The organism is Streptomyces sp. NPDC037100, from assembly GCF_055606225.1.
In genome coordinates this window covers 39,865-57,494 of sequence record NZ_JBVJSX010000015.1, presented here as the reverse complement: position 1 = coordinate 57,494, position 17,630 = coordinate 39,865, and the positions used below count along the sequence as shown (strand labels likewise).

16 protein-coding genes and 2 pseudogenes are annotated in these 17,630 nt (G+C 71.7%); 10 read left to right on the top strand and 8 right to left on the bottom strand.

Annotated features, from left to right (window positions below; translation table 11 throughout):
* Positions 1 to 56: 56 nt before the first annotated feature.
* The 4 genes from ACZ7EG_RS35565 to ACZ7EG_RS35550 all read right to left on the bottom strand — a co-directional run bounded on the left by ACZ7EG_RS35565 (position 57) and on the right by ACZ7EG_RS35550 (position 4,158).
* Complete coding sequence (locus ACZ7EG_RS35565; RefSeq protein WP_471088273.1) at positions 57 to 1,160, bottom strand: GNAT family N-acetyltransferase; 1,104 nt, start codon at positions 1,158 to 1,160, stop codon at positions 57 to 59.
* A 688-nt stretch (positions 1,161 to 1,848) separates the two neighbouring features.
* Positions 1,849 to 2,529, bottom strand: coding sequence for a hypothetical protein (locus ACZ7EG_RS35560; RefSeq protein WP_471088271.1), 681 nt, complete (start codon positions 2,527 to 2,529; stop codon positions 1,849 to 1,851).
* 55 nt (positions 2,530 to 2,584) lie between these two features.
* A complete protein-coding gene (locus tag ACZ7EG_RS35555) occupies positions 2,585 to 3,652 on the bottom strand; it encodes an LLM class flavin-dependent oxidoreductase (RefSeq protein ID WP_471088269.1) in 1,068 nt (355 codons plus the stop codon).
* Positions 3,652 to 4,158, bottom strand: a complete 507-nt coding sequence (locus ACZ7EG_RS35550) for an SRPBCC family protein (RefSeq protein WP_471088267.1) — start codon at positions 4,156 to 4,158, stop codon at positions 3,652 to 3,654. The genes ACZ7EG_RS35555 and ACZ7EG_RS35550 overlap by 1 nt, the downstream gene beginning before the upstream one ends.
* A gap of 314 nt (positions 4,159 to 4,472) precedes the next feature.
* On the opposite strand from ACZ7EG_RS35550, the gene ACZ7EG_RS35545 reads away from it, so the two are divergent.
* Positions 4,473 to 5,825: a diacylglycerol/lipid kinase family protein gene (locus ACZ7EG_RS35545; protein ID WP_471088417.1), complete on the top strand. Its 1,353-nt coding sequence runs from the start codon at positions 4,473 to 4,475 to the stop codon at positions 5,823 to 5,825.
* A gap of 75 nt (positions 5,826 to 5,900) precedes the next feature.
* Here the strand turns inward: ACZ7EG_RS35545 and ACZ7EG_RS35540 are convergent, their stop codons facing one another.
* The gene (locus ACZ7EG_RS35540) at positions 5,901 to 6,227 is read right to left on the bottom strand and encodes an antibiotic biosynthesis monooxygenase family protein (protein WP_471088265.1); all 327 of its coding nucleotides are present in this window, start codon (positions 6,225 to 6,227) and stop codon (positions 5,901 to 5,903) included.
* A 147-nt stretch (positions 6,228 to 6,374) separates the two neighbouring features.
* On the opposite strand from ACZ7EG_RS35540, the pseudogene ACZ7EG_RS35535 reads away from it, so the two are divergent.
* Positions 6,375 to 6,614: pseudogene (locus ACZ7EG_RS35535) on the top strand (DUF1731 domain-containing protein); the annotation flags it as partial.
* A gap of 7 nt (positions 6,615 to 6,621) precedes the next feature.
* Here the strand turns inward: ACZ7EG_RS35535 and ACZ7EG_RS35530 are convergent.
* Entirely contained in the window at positions 6,622 to 7,500 is an 879-nt protein-coding gene (locus tag ACZ7EG_RS35530) for an SCO4651 family lipoprotein (RefSeq protein WP_471088263.1), read from the bottom strand.
* Positions 7,501 to 7,606: 106 nt separating this feature from the next.
* Positions 7,607 to 7,756 (bottom strand): hypothetical protein, encoded by a 150-nt coding sequence (locus ACZ7EG_RS35525; RefSeq protein ID WP_471088261.1) that lies wholly within the window; start codon positions 7,754 to 7,756, stop codon positions 7,607 to 7,609.
* A 137-nt stretch (positions 7,757 to 7,893) separates the two neighbouring features.
* Between ACZ7EG_RS35525 and ACZ7EG_RS35520 the strand changes: the two genes are divergently transcribed.
* From ACZ7EG_RS35520 to ACZ7EG_RS35485, 8 genes are all read left to right on the top strand, one after another.
* Positions 7,894 to 8,322: a hypothetical protein gene (locus ACZ7EG_RS35520; protein WP_471088259.1), complete on the top strand. Its 429-nt coding sequence runs from the start codon at positions 7,894 to 7,896 to the stop codon at positions 8,320 to 8,322.
* Between the two features lie 230 nt (positions 8,323 to 8,552).
* Positions 8,553 to 10,193, top strand: a complete 1,641-nt coding sequence (gene pgm, locus ACZ7EG_RS35515) for a phosphoglucomutase (alpha-D-glucose-1,6-bisphosphate-dependent) (protein WP_471088257.1) — start codon at positions 8,553 to 8,555, stop codon at positions 10,191 to 10,193.
* 228 nt (positions 10,194 to 10,421) lie between these two features.
* Complete coding sequence (locus ACZ7EG_RS35510) at positions 10,422 to 10,709, top strand: zinc-ribbon domain-containing protein (protein WP_471088255.1); 288 nt, start codon at positions 10,422 to 10,424, stop codon at positions 10,707 to 10,709.
* Between the two features lie 156 nt (positions 10,710 to 10,865).
* The gene (locus ACZ7EG_RS35505; RefSeq protein WP_471088253.1) at positions 10,866 to 11,351 is read left to right on the top strand and encodes an SRPBCC family protein; all 486 of its coding nucleotides are present in this window, start codon (positions 10,866 to 10,868) and stop codon (positions 11,349 to 11,351) included.
* Between the two features lie 253 nt (positions 11,352 to 11,604).
* Positions 11,605 to 12,612 (top strand): trypsin-like serine peptidase, encoded by a 1,008-nt coding sequence (locus ACZ7EG_RS35500; RefSeq protein WP_471088251.1) that lies wholly within the window; start codon positions 11,605 to 11,607, stop codon positions 12,610 to 12,612.
* Positions 12,613 to 13,007: 395 nt separating this feature from the next.
* Entirely contained in the window at positions 13,008 to 14,255 is a 1,248-nt protein-coding gene (locus ACZ7EG_RS35495; protein WP_471088249.1) for a glycosyltransferase, read from the top strand.
* 1,439 nt (positions 14,256 to 15,694) lie between these two features.
* Positions 15,695 to 16,345 (top strand): LysE family translocator, encoded by a 651-nt coding sequence (locus tag ACZ7EG_RS35490; protein ID WP_471088247.1) that lies wholly within the window; start codon positions 15,695 to 15,697, stop codon positions 16,343 to 16,345.
* 81 nt (positions 16,346 to 16,426) lie between these two features.
* Positions 16,427 to 16,990, top strand: coding sequence for a snapalysin family zinc-dependent metalloprotease (locus tag ACZ7EG_RS35485; RefSeq protein WP_471088245.1), 564 nt, complete (start codon positions 16,427 to 16,429; stop codon positions 16,988 to 16,990).
* A 135-nt stretch (positions 16,991 to 17,125) separates the two neighbouring features.
* Here ACZ7EG_RS35485 and ACZ7EG_RS35480 read toward each other — a convergent pair.
* Positions 17,126 to 17,630: pseudogene (locus tag ACZ7EG_RS35480) on the bottom strand (inositol monophosphatase family protein); the annotation flags it as partial.

The following is a 17,630-nucleotide window of genomic DNA, read 5'->3' as shown; positions in this document are numbered from 1 at the left end:
CCGCACGGCGCCCGGCTCTCAGGGGCCGGGCGCCCAGGGTCCGGTCCGGGCCGGCCTCAGCCGCCGCGCAACCGGCCCAGTTCCTCGAGCGTCCGGGCCGCCGCACCGGCCAGCCGGGGCCGGCTGCGGACGAAGCGACGGGCGGCCCGGGCGGGCTCGCGGCCCAGTCGGTGGGCGACACCGCCCGGCACCGGCCGCACCACCGCTCCTTCGTACACGCGAAGGTCACGGGTCTTGAGCGACTCCTTGTAGCGGGCCGGGCCGCTGCCCAGGTCGACGGTCTCGATGCCGTCGGCCGCCGCGGTCTCCAGCATCCGCAACTGCAGCAGCAGGCCGGGGGAGTACTTGGCGTACGCGCGGTCGTACGCCGGGAACCACCACGACAGCACCGTGCGCGAGCGCAGCCCCAGGTGCGCGGCGACGGGTCGTCCGGCGGCGTACAGCACGGACAGCACGCCGCGGCACTCCGGCTCCTCGCTCTCCCCGAGCAGTCCCACCAGCCGGGTGATCCACTCCTGCGCGAACCGGTCCCGCCGGCCGGTCCGCCGGTACTGCGCCGACTTCCACTCCATCAGCGCCCGCAGCGCCGCCGGGTCCCGGGCGTCGTACACGAACCGCACCTCGCCGACCTGCCGGGCCAGCCTGCGCTCCTTGGCCAGGGTCTGTCTGAGGAAACCCGGCGACTGCGCCCGCAGATGTTGCGTGTACGCCGCGAAGCCCTCGCCGATGTCGACGACCGGGGAGGCGAGTTCCTCGACCGCGTGCGGCACGAACACCCCCTGACCGGCTTCGAGATTGTCGAACTCGAAGGACGACAGCCCGCACACCCGCAACAACCGCCGGGCATCCAGCCTGATCCCGGGGCGTAACACGGCCCCCTGACTGTCGGACACCCCCAGCCCGATGGCCCGGCCCCGCCCCAGCACCCCCGCCTCGTAGGGGAAGAATCCCACCGGGGACCCGTCGTCCTGCAGCACCGCCACTCTGGCCCCCGGCCTGACCCGCCCCACCGCCACGGTGAACGCCGGGTCGAGAAAGGGATTCGCCGGTGCGCCGGACTCCGTCCGGATCTCCCGCCACATCTTCTGTTCGTTCGGGCCGAGTTCGTCCGGCCGCAGAACGAGAACGCGCTTTCCAGGCAACTCTGCCTCCTGTGTCATCGGCATGGGGGACACACGAAGGCCTGCAATTCACCGCGGTTCGGCACCAGGGCAGTACTCAGGCCGCACGGCGCAGGCCGTTGTCGGTACTGCCGTCGCTCAGCAGCGGAACGTCTGCAACCGTTCGGTGCTCGGGGCGGGTCCGACCGCCCCCGGACACCGGCTCGTTCCCGCCGCACGCAGATCCGTACCGCCCCGGTCCACCACGGCCGCCCCGGTCACCACCGGGCTCACCCCTGCCGCCCCCGTGGCCCGCGGCGTGCGCGCCGCGAGCTGCCGAACCGACGGCTCGTCCTCACAGGGGCATGTTTCTCCGGCCCCTTCGGCCTCGGCACGCGCAGCGGGGCTCGCAGCCGTCGCGTCCACCGCCGCCGCGACCGTCACGTCCGGACGTCCGTCGTCGGCGCTCCCCGAAACGAGGAGCTGCAGCAACAGCAGGCAGGCCACCAGACCTGCCACCGCTGCCCAACGTCGCCGCGCCATCAGACCCCTGACCTGCGTTGTGGCGGGGGAGTACGGAGTGGACTCGGCTTCAGGGCCGGCACCGGACCAGACCCCCGACACGGCCGGCTGCGCTTCCAGTAGGCCGAGCCCTGCTCCGCCCCGTCAAGTCCCGGTGTGACGATTCGTCCCTCTCGGCCGGTTGCCGCCACAAATCCAACGGAAAACGCTGCCTCCTGACGGGAGCTCAGTCGCCGACGCTCAACACCTCACCCGGCTTCGGCGCCCGCAGGTCCAGCGGCTCGTCGAAACCGCTGAACGACGTGGTGGTGTGCTGCGCGGCGCTCTTGTACACCGTCTTCAGCAGATACGGTTCGCCCTCGTCGGCCACGTAGAAGGTGTACGTACCTCCCTTGTCCGCCTTGTCGGTGACGATCACTTCGATGGCCTTCGTGTCTCCGACGCGCGCGGATCCGCCCTTCTTCGCCGTGCCGAACGAGTCGAAGGGCCGGGTGCAGGAGGTGAGTCCGTCGCCGCCCCTGGAGGCCGGGTCCACGGGCGTCCTCACCCACAGCTTCTGCTCGCCGGTGGCGCCGGGGTTGTTCTTCCACTTCTGCAGATAGGCCCGGTTCGGGCGGACGTAGTCGGTCTTGCCCAGACGGATCTGCTCCAGGGCGCCACCCCCGGACCAGGTGGTCTTCGACCTGCACCGGCCGTCCAGGTCGGTCACGAGGTGGCTGGTGACCGTGCCGCCGCTCGTGGTGCGGTTGGTGATGTCCACGGTGACGGTGTCCAGCTTCCGCATCCTCGCGTTGGCCTCGTCGAGGATCTCGCCCGCGGATCTGGCCTCGCCGGAGCCGCCGGCTCCGCACGCGGTCAGGGCCGCCCCCGCCAGCAGGCCGAGCGCGGTCGTCGTGATGGTGGCCATGGCCCGCACGGAGCCCCCCTGTTGGTCGTGTCGGCCGTTGATCAGCCAGGGGAGCCTACCCGCCCGCTCCGCCGGCCTCGGTCCCGTGGACCAGCTCGATCGCCCTGCCGAGCGTGTCGAGCTTCTCGTCGAGGGTTTCGCCGGCCGGGTAGAGACGGACGGTGTTCACACCGGCGTCGCACCAGACGCGCAGGCGCCGCCGCACCATCTCCTCCGTGCCGATGAGCGTGGTGGCCAGCACCATCTCGTCGGTGACGAGCCCGGCCGCGCCGTCCCGGTCGCCCGCCTGCCAGCGCCGCCGGACCTCCGCCGCGACCTCGGCCCAGCCCTGGCGGCTGTAGGCCCGGTTGTAGAAGTTTGTCGACGCGGAACCCATGCCGCCCAGACTGAAGGCGAGTTCCTTCTTCCGGCTCGCGACCATGGCGGCCAGCGCCTCCTCGTCCCGGGCGAACGCGACCTCGGCGCCCTGACAGACGTCGAAGCCGGCGCGCTCACGGCCGGCGGCGGCCAGTCCCTCGTCCAGGGGAGCGAAATAGGCCTCCGCAGCGCCCTCGGGGACGAAGCTGGTGCCGAGCCAGCCGTCCGCGACCCGGCCGGTCAGCCGCAGCATGGCGGGCGACAGAGCCGCAAGGTAGACGGGAACGGGGTGCTCGGCGCGCATGGACAGGCGCATCGGCACCGCCTCCCCGCCGGGCAGCGGGATACCGAACTCGGAGCCGGAGTAGGCGATTTTGTCTCCCGCGACCACGTGACGCAGGATCTCCACCGTCTCGCGCACGCGCGCCAGGGGACGGGCGAACGGCACCCCGTGCAGGCCCTCCATCACCTGCGGACCGGACGGGCCGAGCCCCAGCAGGAACCGCCCTCCGGACAGGTTCGACAGGGTGATCGCCGTCTGTGCGAGGGCGACCGGTGTGCGGGTGCCGACCTGCATGACTCCGGAGCCGAGCAGCATCCGCTCCGTGCGGGCCGCGTAGAAGCCCAGGGCGGACGGGGCGTCCGAGCCCCAGGCCTCGGCCACCCAGCAGACGTCGAGGCCCAGTTTCTCCGCCTCCACGACGAAATCGGCCTGCCGGGACCAGGAGCCCATGGCCGCCGCCTCGACGGTCGTCGCCGCGCGCATCACGCCTCCAGCCGGTGCTTGATGTGCTTCAGCGTGGCGGTCATGCCCCGCTCGAACTCCCGCAGCCGCACGAACACGATCTTCTGCTCCTTCTCCGGCATGGCGTCGATCGCGAACGACAGCCCCGAGCGCCCGGGCCCCATCCGCATCCACTGCGACAGTTCGGTCCCGCCGTCCCTCGGCTCCAGCCCGAACCGCCACACCGCGCTCGGCTCCGCCGGATCCCCGACCGCCCAGGCGAACACCCGCTCCGGATCGCACGCGACCACCGTCGAGGTCGTCTCCCACTCGCCGAACTGCTCGTGCTGGTTCCGGCCGACGAATCGGGCCCCTACGGCCGGTCCGGCCACACCCCCGGCCCACCGCGCGGACTGCAGCTCGTCGCTCATCTCGGGCATCCGCGTCACATCCGACACCAGCGCCCAGACCCTCCCCGGCGGGGCGGCGACCCATGTCGTCACCTCGACCGTCGGCTGGTCCGCGTACCGTGCGCCCGTCCACTCCATCGCGTGCCGGCCTCCTCGTCGACAAGAACTGTCGCCCTAGAGTTGCGTAATGAGACTCACCTGGTCAAGCAGTAGGAGACTGAAGGAAGGTGGGTGAACGTGCCGATGTGGCCCGGTGCGCGGAACCGCGCCCGCAGGGCCGCGTACGCTACCGGTGGCTCCGCTCCCGGGGATCTTCACGTCCGACGTGACCGGCGGTGGGGGGAGCCGTCCAGGATGACGGTGGTGGAGCCGACGCGTCGGCGGGCACCATGGTCACGGCGGGGCGCGGTCTCCAGGGCCCGCCCGCGCCGGCCTTCGAGCGGAGGGACGAGATGGGATCGGCGATGGACGAGCGGTTTCACCGCCGGCAGAGATGGGCCGCCCGGGGCGCCCTGGCCGCGGCCGCGCTGGCGGCCTTGCTGCCGCTCGTCTCCGGCGGTCTGCGAGGGCTGCTGCTGCTCGTGGCTGCCCTCGCGGGGCTCGCCTTGACCGCGGCCGCGCTCTGGTGGGTCCTGTCCCGGCGAGGAGTGGTCCGTATCGCGTCGGCCGCGCTGGCCGTCGTTGCGCCCGTCGGCCTCATCACCCTCTTCGCTGCCGCGAATCTGCTGTGGGTGGTCTTCCTGTCCCTGCTCCTGTGGTGCGGGGCGGTCTGGAGCGGCCGCTACGCCCTGCGCAGTACGGGCCTGCGGACCGTACGGGTCAAGGAGTACCGCACACCGCCGCCACTGCGCCCCTTCCTGCTGCTCAACCCGCGCTCCGGTGGTGGCAAGGTCGAGAAGTTCAACCTGCAGGAGAAGGCCGAGGCGTTGGGCGCCCAGGTCGTGCTGCTCGACCCGGACCAGCACCAGGACGTCACCGCCCTGGCAAAGGCCGCCGTGGCCGACGGGGCCGACCTCCTGGGCGTCGCGGGCGGCGACGGCACCCAGGCCCTGGTCGCCGCCGTCGCCGCGGAACACGGACTGCCCTTCCTCGTCATCGCCGCCGGCACGCGCAACCACTTCGCCATGGACCTGGGTCTGGACCGGGACGACCCCGCCACCTGCCTCGACGCCCTCACCGACGGTGTCGAACTCCGCGTCGACCTCGGGTTCGCCGACGACCGCCCGTTCGTCAACAACGCCTCGTTCGGCGTGTACGGGGCCGTGGTGCAGAGTCCCGGCTACCGCGAGGGGAAGGTGGGGGCCGCACTGGAGCGGCTGCCCGACCTGCTCAGCCGGCAGAGCGGTCCGCGGCTGACGGCCACCGCCGACGGCACCACCGTCGTGGACCCACAGGCGATTCTGGTCAGCAACAACGCCTACCGCATGGACGACCCCTTCGGCTTCGGCCGGCGCGAGCGGCTCAACTCCGGGCGGCTGGGCGTGCTCGCCGTCCGTGTGGACAGTGCCGTGGAAGCGGCCGAACTGCTGCTGTCCCCGCGCCCGGAGGGGCTCACCGTGCTCACCGCCCAGCGCGTCGTCGTCCACGCCGACCAGGCGGAGCTGGAGGTCGGCCTCGACGGTGAGGCACTCACCATGCCCGCCCCCGTCCACTGCCGCATCGCACGCCGCGCCCTGCGCGTCCGGGTACCCCGCGACCGTCCGGGAGTGCCCGAGGCGCCCCCGCGCCTCGACTGGCGCCGGCTGCGGAAGCTGGCGGCCGCGGTCGGCCGTACCGCCGTCCCCACGCGGTCCCGGCACACCTGAGCGCCCACACGGCACTGAACGCAGGAGGTCCCCCGTGCCGCGTGGCACGGGGGACCTCCTGCGTCACTCCGTCGGTCACGCCTCCTTCGGCCCGGCCTGCTGCACCACCTCGAAGGACCACAGCGTCGAGCCGCTCGCCGCGGGCTTCGGCCGTTCGCCGCTCTCGCCGGCGCCCTGGTGCGCGCTCTTCATCGGCCCCTCCATCCAGGCCTGGAACGACTCCTCGTCACGCCACCGGGTGTAGACGAGGTAGGTGTCGGTGCCCTCCACCGGGCGGAGCAGCTCGAACCACTCGAACCCGTCGGAGTTCTCCACGGCGTGCGCCCGAGAGGCGAACCGCTTCTCCAGCGTCTCCCGCTGCTCGGCGGGCACGGTCAGCACGTTGATCTTGACTACGCTCATGGGCCCCATCTTGCCCGACGGCGCATCCGTGCAAGTTAAGCCCTTCGCCCTCAAAGGGTTTTGAACGTGTTCAAATGTGAGCTGGGGTCGCTGCGACACGTCGAAGGGGAGACCTTCATGAAGTTCGTGATACCCGGCGGGACCGGACAGGTCGCCTTCATGCGCGCCCTGCGTAGGGCGTGGGGGATCCCGGTGGGCCTGCCCGCGACGCGCTGGACGGCGGAGATCGGCGCCTTCGTCCTGCGTTCGGACACCGAACTGCTGCTGAAGAGCCGCAGCGTCGTCCCCGGCCGCCTGCTCGAAGCGGGCTTCGCCTTCGACCACCCGGCATGGCCGACGGCCGCGGACGACCTCGTGGGACGTCTCCGCGGCCGCGCGGCGAGGTGAGCTCGGATCAGCTCTGCTGCCTGCCCTGTTCCAGGGCCTTTCCGGTCATGTCGGTGACCTGCCCGGCCGGAGGCTCGTCCGCCTCCACCTCGGTACCGAAGTCGGTGAAGTCCATGACCGTGCGCACCGTGACCTTCTCGGGCGCGGACGAGGCATCGGTGGAAGACCGTTGCGTCGCCGTCGCCGGGGCCTTGACGGTCATGTCGATCTGCTGGCGGCGCATCCGGCCTTCGTCGTCCAGCCAGACGTCCATCGGCAGGGTCGGACCGACCTGCTTGCGCAGCGTGTCGCCGTTGGGCAGTTTCGCGACGTCGACCAAGACGCGGTAGTGCGTGGTCTTCACACCGCCGATCGTGGCCGTGCCCTTCTTGGTCACGTCCTTGTCGGTGATCGCCTTGGCGTACGCGGCGGACTGCGCCGGGTCACTCATGGACCGGTCGCCCGCGCCCTGCTGTGCGGCGACCTTCCCGAGGTCGATCTTGATCCAGGGCTTGCCACCGGGCGCCTGCCCCTTGGGCATCTTCTGGTAGAGGACCTGGTCGATCACCCGTTGCTCGATCCGCTGCCCCTGCACCGTGAGCGTCATGACGCTGTCACCGTCGTCCAGGTCGATCGCGCCCTGCCCGTTCGCGGTCTGCGAGGTGCCCCGGGCGGAGGTCCGCACCTTCAGCTTCACCTCGGCGGTGTCCTCCTCGGCCGTCCTGTCGTAGGCCGAGCGCACCGCCTGTGTGCCCTGCTCCTGGGCGCCGGCGCTGGTCTTCGCCGACGATCCCCGCGCGTCGTCGCCCGAGTCGCCGCCGTCGCCGCAGCCGACCAGCACCGTCCCCGTCAGGACTCCGGCGACGCCTAAGGCGCAGACCCGCGTGCCGTTACCTGCCCTGCCCATCGGACCATCCCCTCTCAGGTGTGTGGTGCGACCCAAGTGCCCCAGTCGGACATGAACACACCTGTCTACCCAAGGAGTTGGATACCGGGAGGAACCGGCGTCCCGGTCAGTGGCCGCGGCTCCTGAGCTTGCCGAGCAGACGCTGGGCCTGGGCCCGCTTGCGGGGATCGGCCGCTGCCCGCCGTGCCTGCTCCGCGGCCCGCCGTCCCTGCGGGCTCCTGGCGAACTCCTTGATGCGATTCAGCATTCCGGCCATGACGCACCTTCCTTCCTGATCCACGTCGGTTGTCTGTAGTTCGTCTACCCCTCGGGTGAGAGGTACAGGCACCCTCCTGCCCGGACGGTCCGCGACCGAACGTGTTTGCCGCCGGAGTCAGAGGCAAGTCGGTGTCCATGACTGAAGAGAACAAGCGCACGAATCAGAAGGCGACCACCGTACAGACCGCCGAGTCGAAGGCCCGCCGCACGGCGGACAAGGCCACCGCGCCGGCCTCCCAGGCGGCGAAGGGTGCCGCGGACAAGGCCGGTGAGGCGGCGTCAGCGGCCAAGTCGGGCGCGGAGCGCTCCGCCGAGACGGCCAAGACGGCCGCCCAGACCGCGGTCAAGGGCGTCGAGGCGGGCCGCCAGGCGGTCGTCACGGCCTCCGGCCACGTCGCCACCACGGCCAAGACCGCCTGGACGGTCATCGCCCACCGCAAGCTCGTGGCCGCGGGCGTCGGAGCGGGTCTGACCGCCCTGAGCGCCGCCTCCTACGCCGTCGGACGCCGTGCGGAACGTGGCGCACACGGCCCCCTCACCCGTCTCACCGGCGGGCGGATCTGAGCAGCGCCGGCGCGATGGACGTGCCGGCACCGGGGGAGCGGGCGGCGCGACGCGCCACCGGGTGGTCCGGTGGCCCGTGGCGCCGCCTTCCTCGTGATCCGAGCCGCTCCCTCCCGCGTGGCCTGGCGCACATCCGCCCCTCACCGGGGCGCGCCCCTCGCGCGGCCCCGCCGTGACGAGAAAGGATGGGACCGCACACGTTGGATCAACCCATGCGGAGGAGCGGGCCCATGCAGCACGAGCGAGCGGGACATCCGGCCGGACCCGAGGATCTCGTCGACGTCGCTCGGCTGGTCACCGCGTACTACGCGCGCCGCCCCGACCTGGACGACCCGGGCCAGCGCGTCACGTTCGGGACATCCGGACACCGCGGTTCGTCCCTGGCGAGCGCGTTCAACGACGACCACATCGCCGCGACCAGCCAGGCCATCTGCGAGTACCGGGCCGGCCAGGGAATCGACGGCCCCCTCTTCCTGGGCGCCGACACCCACGCCCTGTCGGAGCCCGCGCGCGTCACCGCCCTGGAGGTGTTCGCCGCCAACGAGGTGACCGTGCTGATCGACGACGCGGACGGTTACACACCGACCCCGGCCGTCTCGCACGCCATCCTCACCCACAACCGTGGCCGCACCACCGGCCTCGCGGACGGCGTCGTCGTCACGCCCTCCCACAACCCGCCCGGAGACGGCGGGTTCAAGTACAACCCGCCCAACGGGGGCCCCGCCGCCTCCGACGCGACCTCCTGGATCCAGGACCGGGCGAACGAGATCATCCGCGGCGGCCTCAAGGACGTACGGCGCCTCCCCTACGCCCGCGCCCTCGCGGCTCCCACCACCGGCCGCTACGACTTCCTCGGCACCTATGTCACCGACCTGCCCGGCGTGCTCGACCTGGACGCGATCCGCACGGCGGGCGTCCGCATCGGGGCCGACCCGCTCGGCGGGGCGTCGGTCGCCTACTGGGGCCGCATCGCCGAACAGCACGGCCTCGACCTGACCGTGGTCAACCCGCACACCGATCCCACCTGGCGGTTCATGACGCTGGACTGGGACGGGAAGATCCGCATGGACTGCTCGTCGCCGTACGCGATGGCCTCGCTCATCGAGCAGCGAGACCGCTTCCAGATCTCCACCGGCAACGACGCCGACGCCGACCGGCACGGCATCGTCACCCCGGACGCGGGCCTGATGAACCCCAACCACTACCTGGCCGTCGCCATCTCCTACCTCTACGCCCACCGCGACCGCTGGCCGGCCACCACCGGCATCGGCAAGACCCTGGTCTCCTCCGCCATGATCGACCGGGTCGCCGCCGACCTGGGGCGCGAGCTGGTCGAGGTGCCCGTCGGCTTCAAGTGGTTCGTGGACGGACTGGCGGGCGGCACCATCGGCTTCGGCGGGGAGGAGTCCGCAGGGGCGTCCTTCCTGCGCCGGGACGGCTCCGTGTGGACCACCGACAAGGACGGCATCCTCCTCGCGCTGCTCGCCTCCGAGATCACGGCCGTCACCGGGAAGACCCCCTCCGAGCACTACGCGGCACTGACCGCCCGCTTCGGCGAACCGGCGTACGCGCGTATCGACGCCCCCGCGACCCGCGAGGAGAAGGCCCTGCTCGCGAGGCTCTCCCCGGCCCAGGTCACGGCCGACACCCTGGCCGGGGACGCGGTCACCGCGGTGCTCACCGAGGCCCCCGGGAACGGAGCCGCCATCGGCGGCATCAAGGTCACCACCGACAACGCCTGGTTCGCGGCCCGCCCCTCGGGCACCGAGGACGTCTACAAGATCTACGCCGAGTCGTTCCTCGGCCCGGACCACCTCGGCCGGGTCCAGGAGGAGGCCAAGTCCGTGGTGCTGACGGCCCTGTCCGGCTGACCCCGGCACAATCCGGCCCGGGCCACTCCCATGTGGCCCGGGCCGTGCGCCGTCTGCTGCGCCGGTGGTCGCCGCGGGACCCTGTCGGCGCCCCGGGAGACACCCGCTCCGCCGCCACCCGACCGGATCAGCCCGCGCCGGGCGCTCCACACGAAAGAGGGGCCCGCGCCCCCGACGTGCCCGCGATACAGGACACTGGAGGAAGATCCGACCGGGAAGGACCGACACGTGATCATCTTCGGCACCAAGGGCTACCTCTACCAGCTGGCGATACTGACGCTCGTGTGCGGTCAGTGCAAAAACCCCGCCGCCCACACGCTCAGGAAGCGCGTCACGAAGTTCACCCTGTTCTTCGTCCCGCTGTTCCCCATCTCGACGAAGTACCTGACGCAGTGCACCTTCTGCGGCGCGGAACAGAAGGTGACCGAGGAGCAGGCGGAGCAGCTGCAGACCCAGAGCACCAACGGCCAGAGCGGCCAGGCGCACGGGCAGACGCAGCAGCACGACCGGTTCTGATCCCGGCGGCCCGGCCGCTCCGGCACGGGCCTCGACGCTCACTGATCACATCCGATGTGGCAACCGGAGCATCCCGGGTACTCGGCCTCCACGGGCCCGGACCTGAGTGGGCCGATGGGCCTCCTGCAGTCGATCAGTGAATACGGAGGCAGTCAGATGAGCACCATCAAGGAAACCGTGGAAGTCGACGTCCCCGTCCACACCGCCTACAACCAGTGGACGCAGTTCGAGGAGTTCCCGAACTTCATGGAGGGCGTCGAGGAGATCAGGCAGCTGGACGACCGCCACAACCACTGGACCACCAAGATCGCCGGGGTACGGCGCGAATTCGACACCGAGATCGTCGACCAGCTGGCCGACGAGCGGGTCACGTGGCGCACGACCAGCGGAGACACCCACCAGCGGGGCTCCGTCCGCTTCGAGCGTATCGACGACACCCACACCAGGGTGGAGCTGGTGATGGAGGTCGAGCCCAGTGGTGCCGTGGAGAAGGCGGCGGACATGATGGGCACGATCGACCGCCGGGTGAAGGGCGACATGAAGCGCTTCAAGCAGTACATCGAGGAGCGCGGAGTCGAGTCCGGCTCGTGGCGCGGCCGCGTCGAGCCGGGCGGCCCCAGCGGCGCCGGTCCCATCCTCTGACACCGGCCGCACTCTTCTGACACCAGCGGCACTTCCCCGAACCCGGCCTCCACGGTGAGGCCGGGTTTTGCCGTGCCCACGTGCCGCGCTCGGCGCGGTGAGTCCGTGAAGTTTTTGGACAACATATTGACATGCACCTGTCCATATCGGCCTCCTGGTGGCACGCTGCCCCCTGACCGTCCGCAGTGACACCCCTGCCTGACCGGGTGGGCGGGCTTCCCGCCGCCCGGCCCCCACAGCAGAAGGAGACCGCGTGATAGGCCGAACCCGCAGCCCGTACCCGTCCGGCGGCAGCACCCGCGTCCGCCGCTCCGTCTTCGGCGCGCTCGCCGGCGTCGCCGCGCTCCTGGCGACCGGCGTCACCGCCACACCCGCGAGCGCCGTACCGGACCCCGGCGTGATGACCTCCTCGGCGCAGGAACGCGCCCTGGCCTTCTGGACCCCGCAGCGGATGCGCGAGGCCACCCCGCTCGACCTGCTGACCGTCGACCGCTCCGACGTGAGGGCCCCGGCGCTCCGCAAGGGCAAGGCGACGGTCGTGGCCCCCAGCGCGCCCGCCTCTGCCACGGGTCCGCTGGCCTTCCCGCACGGCGGCGGCCCCTGGTCCGGCGGGGGAGCGGTGACCAAGACCGCGGGACGGGTGTTCTTCAGCTACCAGGGCCGCACCGCGTCCTGCTCCGGCAACGCCGTCACCAGCGCCAACAAGAGCACCGTGATCACCGCCGGTCACTGCGTCAAGCTGGAGGGCGCCTGGCACACCAACTGGGTGTTCGTGCCCGGCTACCACGACGGACAGCGCCCGTACGGCACCTGGACCGCCTCCAAGACCCTGTCCACCCCGCAGTGGACGGCCAGTGAGGACATCAACTACGACATCGGCGCGGCCGTGGTCGCACCGCTGGACGGGAAGAAGCTGACCGACGTCGTCGGCGGCCAGGGTCTGGCGTTCAACACCGGCTACAACAAGGCCATGTACTCCTTCGGCTTCCCGGCCGCGGCACCGTACGACGGCGAGAAGTTCATCTACTGCAGCGGCACCACCACCCGCGACTTCCTGCTGTCCAACGACCACGGCCTGACCTGCAACATGACCGGCGGCTCCAGCGGCGGCCCCTGGTTCACCCAGTTCAGCGAGGCCACCGGGACCGGCCTGCAGTCCTCGGTGAACAGCTTCAAGTACAACTTCCTGCCGAACGCCATGTACGGCCCGTACTTCGGCGCGGACGCCCAGAACCTGTACCAGAGCGCCCAGACGTCCTGAGCCGGCGCGTCACCGGGAGCCGCCTCCTCCGTCGCCGCGTGGCGGAGGAAGCGGCTCCGCTCGCTGCGCCGCGTGGCGGAGGAAGCGGCTCCGCTCGTTGCACCGCGAGGCCGTCCCGCATCACGACGGTCCCGGAACCCGGCCCGGACACAAAGCCCTCACCGTCCACCGGGTGATCCCACAGCCGATCGCGCCGGCCCGGACACGAGTAACCTTCCCGCCCCTCGACGGTCTGTCTCCACGGGGACGGCCATGGGGGCGGACCCATCAGATCGCGTCCACAGCCCGGACACGCAGCGGTGGGAACCGGCCGGACAACACCCGCAACGGCGATTTTCGTCCACGTGAGGCCATGCACCGCGTGTCATCCGCCCGGCCGGTCCACACTGGGACCCATGCGCGTGGTGATCATGACGGCGGGATCGCGCGGCGACGTCGCGCCCTACACCGGGTTGGGCGCGGGGCTGGCACGCGGCGGGCACGAGGTCACGCTCGCCACCCACGGCCTGTTCGAACCCCTGGCCACCGGATCGGAGGTGCGCTTCCACCCGACCCCGGTCGACCCGCACGCCGTGTCGCACTCCGAGCGCGGCCGCGATCTGCACGCCGGCACCACCGGCCTCGGCAAGCTGCTGCGTGCGGTGTCGATGGCCCGGTCCGTGGCCGAGGAGATGACCGACGCCCTGGTCCAGGCGGCCCGCGGCGCGGACGTCGTCCTGGCCGCGGGAGCCGTCGCGCCGCTGGGCCGTGCCATCGCCGAGGGGCTGAGCCTGCCCAGCCTCGGCCTGTTCCTCCAACCCCAGCATCCGACGCGCGAGTTCGGCGCGCCCATGCTCGGCGGACGATCGCTCGGCTCGGTGGGCAACCACCTGGGCGGACGGGCCGTGCTCTCCGCCGTGGACCGGGTCTTCACCCAGGCCGTGCACCGGCTGCGCACCCGGCACGGCATGACCGTGCCCCGCCCTTCCGTCGGCCGCCGGGCCCACGAGCGGGCCCAGTGGCCCGTGCTGCACGGCTTCAGCGAACGAGTGGTGCCCCGCCCGAAGGACTGGCGCCCCGGACTGGAAATCGCCGGCTACTGGTGGCCGCACGACACGCGCGCACTGCCCGGCGAAGTGGAGGAGTTCCTGGCCGCAGGGCCCCCGCCGGTGTTCGTCGGTCTGGGCAGTGCGACGGTGCCGGATGCCGGGCACCTCAGCGCCGAGATCGTGCGTGCGCTGCGGACGGCGGGACTGCGCGGCATCATCCAGCAGGGCTGGGCGGGCCTCGCCGCCCGCGACGACGCCGATGACGTGATCACCGTGGGCGACGTGCCCCACGCGCTGCTGTTTCCCCGTACCGCCGCCGTGATCCACCACGCCGGAGCCGGCACCACCGCCGCCGTCCTGCGCGCGGGCGTCCCCACGGTTGCGGTACCGGTGCAGTTCGACGGCGGCTTCTGGGCGGCGCGCCTGGTCGCCCTGGGGACGGCACCGTGCGCCGTCCCCCTGCGGCACCTCACCGCCGGTGCACTGGCCTCCGCCCTGCGCCGCGCCACAAGCGATCCTCACCACCGCCTCCGTGCCGAGGAGTTGGCCCGTGCCCTGGCCCAGGAGGACGGCGTGGCCCCGGTCCTGGCCGCGCTGGACCGGCTCACGGCGTGACCGGTCGCCGGCGGGACGGCTCCATGCGCGGGAAACGGTGGTGCAGCAGGATCGCCAGGGGAGCGGCGGTGAACACCGAGAAGTGCCGGCGTCCGTGCGCGGGAAGTTGGCGTGCCCGAGCAGGGCACCCTTGGTGATGACCTGGCAGTCGAGGTAGGTCTGCAGCACGACCTCGCTGTCCACGGCCGACTGGTTCTCGCACAGCAGGAGCCTTACGGCGTAGTCGTCGTCCCGCGAGAGCAGTTCGACGGCGTCGGCGGGCAGGTGCGGGCTGCAGGCGGCGCTGCGGCGCAGCAGGACGTTGGCCGACCGGGCGCATCGGCGCAGCATGTCGGGATCGGTGCAGCGGCGCACCCATTCGACGGGATGCAGCCGGTCGGACGGGCTGATGGTGATGTCGACGGCGTCACGCTCTGTCTCCGTCAGCTCGGGCCGGACCGAAACGGCCAGCCGGACGCTGTGCGCGTCGTCGCCGGCCAGCCTGCGGACGACGTCGACGGGCAGGTGAGGGTTGGCCGCCAGTTCGCGCCGGACCGACTCTTCGCCGTCGGCCGCGAGCCGTTCGGCGGTCGCTGTGCTCATGGCCCCGTAGCGGATCACCTCCTGCCGGGAGAAGGGGCCGAGGTCCGCGTCGAGCAGGAGGTCGGTGTAGCGCGCGTCGTCGCGGCAGGCCTCCCGCACGGCGGCCCGGCGTACCTCTTCCACGGGGTCATGGAGGAGGCGGTCGCGGGTGCCTCGGGAGAGCGCGGCCCACTCGCGGCATGCGGCCCTCCGGAGGTTGGCGTCCTGGTGGTCGGCGAGACGGGTGACCAGCTCCGCAGCGGTGTGCCGGGAGTCGGCCGCGCTGCGGCGGACCCGTGCGTCCTCGTCGGCGAGCAGCCGCTTCTGGGCGACGACCGGAAGCGGCTCCACGGGAATGCGGAACCAGTCGGGGCCGTAGGCCAGAGCCTCGCGCACCCGTGCGTCGGGATCGTCGACGAGCCGGGCCCGCTGTTCCGGCGTCACCGAGGGGTTCGCTGCGAACGCCGAGCGCAGCCTGTGATCGGGATGTACGACGATCGCGTCGACCACCTCGTCCGGCAGTGCGCGCCAGGCCAGGGTGTCCCAGGCGGCGATGGCCTGCTCCGAGAGCAGCCTGGTCAGTACGTCGACCGGTGCCGCCGGGTTCCGCGCGATGGCATTGATCGCCTCGCGGTCCGGACACGAGTCGCACATGATTCCCCCTGTTCGCCGGCGGATGACGCAGGCCCGCAGATTGTGCTGGTGAGATGCGTGCGAGGTCAACGCCGTTCAACAGACGCCCCCTTGCTCCGGTTCACCCCTGGTTCCGGCGGTCGGCTGTCCGGGCGGCCCGTACGGGGGTACTCGGTACCGGTGCGCACGGTGGGTCAACGGGCCCCGGCCGCAAGCGGCTTCGGTTGCGCAGGAGCGGAGGGCGGATGACGGTCGACCTGCTCGGCTTCCTCGGCGTTGTGCTGGTTGCGTATGTGGTGCCGGGGCCGGACTTCCTCGTGGTCGTCAGATCGGCTGCCGAGGATCCCTCGAAAGGCAGAGCGGCGGCACTGGGCGCCCAGACCGGGCTGTGTGCGCACATGCTGGCCGCCGCGGCCGGCCTCTCGGTGATCGCCACCCGCTCGCCCGTGGTGTACGACGGGATCAGACTGATGGGGGCGGCCTACCTCGTGTATCTCGGTGTGCGGGCCGTACTCACCGCCCGCCGGACCGGCAGGGAAGGGCACAACGCGAACGAGGCCGCATCCGACGCCCCGCAGGAGGACGGGCCCGCCCAGGGGCGTCTCCGGAGCGGTTTCACCCAGGGGTTGCTCACCAATGTGCTCAACCCGAAAGCCGCCTTGTTCTTCCTCAGCGTCCTTCCCCAGTTCGTCGACGCTGACGGATCGATGGCGCAGCAGATCTTCTTCCTGGGCATGCTGGACATCCTCATCGGCGTCGCCTATTGGTTCGCCCTCGTCGTGGTCGCCGCGCGACTGCGAGCCCTGCTCGTCAGGCCGAAGGTCCGCCGGCGCTGGGAGCTGACCACCGGCTGGCTGTTCATCGCGATCGGCGTCTCGGTGGCGGCCGTCGCCTGAGGGTTCAGGGGTGACCCGGCTGGGCAGTGGGCTAGGGAATGTCATGAGCACGACTGCCCTTCCCCCACAAGGAGGTCGATCATGCACGTCCGTATGCTGACCGGTGGTCTCGCCGCGGCCTGTCTGGTGTCCGTGTCCCTGACGGGTGGTCAGGCCGCGGCCGTCACCCCCTCAACGGCCGACGGGCCTCTGGCCGCCCGTGTGGTGACCTACGACGCGAGCGGCTCCGCGGAGTTCAAGAGTGCCGTCAACCGGGGTGCGGCGATCTGGAACGAGAGTGTCGACGCCGTCGAGTTGCGGCCCGTCGCGGCCGGGCAACGCGCGAACATACGGGTCCTCGCGGACAACGGCTGGCCGCGCGCCCTGCCCACCACGCTGGGCAACGGCACCGTGTACATCGGGCGCCAGGCCGTCGACCAGGGCTACGACACGATCCGCATCTCCGCGCACGAACTCGGGCACATCCTGGGCCTGCCGGATCGCAAGCCCGGACCCTGCTCGAGCCTGATGTCCGGCTCCACCGCCGGCACGTCGTGCACGAACCCGTACCCCGACGCGGCGGAGAAGACGGAGGTCGAGGGGAACTTCGGCGGCGCACTCGCCGGGCGGGCCCCGGCGGCGCCCGCCGGGGTGATCGTGGACTGACGCCGGCGACACCCGTTCGAGAAGGCTCCCGCGCCTCGCGGAACGGCTCGCCGTCGTCAGTGGCGGGAGCAGCGTCGACGGCTCCCCTGTGCCGGAGGTACAGCGGGGGAGCCGGACGCGTTACGCAGTGCGGTTCTACCGGGAGCGGTCGCGGTACTGGCTTCGGCCGCGCAGCGTCGACGTCAGCAGCCCGTGGGTCTCTGCGTCGGCGGCGGCCACGAGCCCACGACCCGTCTCACGGATCGGGGCGCCGTCGATTCCGGTGACGACACAGCCGGACGCACGGCACAAGGCGATACCGGCTGCGAAGTGCACGCTCCCGGACAGGTCCTTGCCGGCCGTGACGTACGCGGCCCGCTTGCCGGCAGCCACCCAGGCGAGCGCAAGCGTCGTGGATCCGACACGCGGCCGGAAACGTTCGACGAACTCGGGGTGCGCCGGCAGATCCACGGTCCGGAACGCGGGCGCACCCGAGGAACGGCGGATCCAGGTTGACGTCCACCAACCCGGTGGCCGCGGTGACCGTGGAAGAGGCCCACACCGCACCGGGCGTCGAGCAGTACCTGGACTCCCGAACCCCGTGAGTCCGCAACGCCGCCTCCCGCGGGTGGGGGGGGGGAGAAAAAGGGAGGGGAGGGGG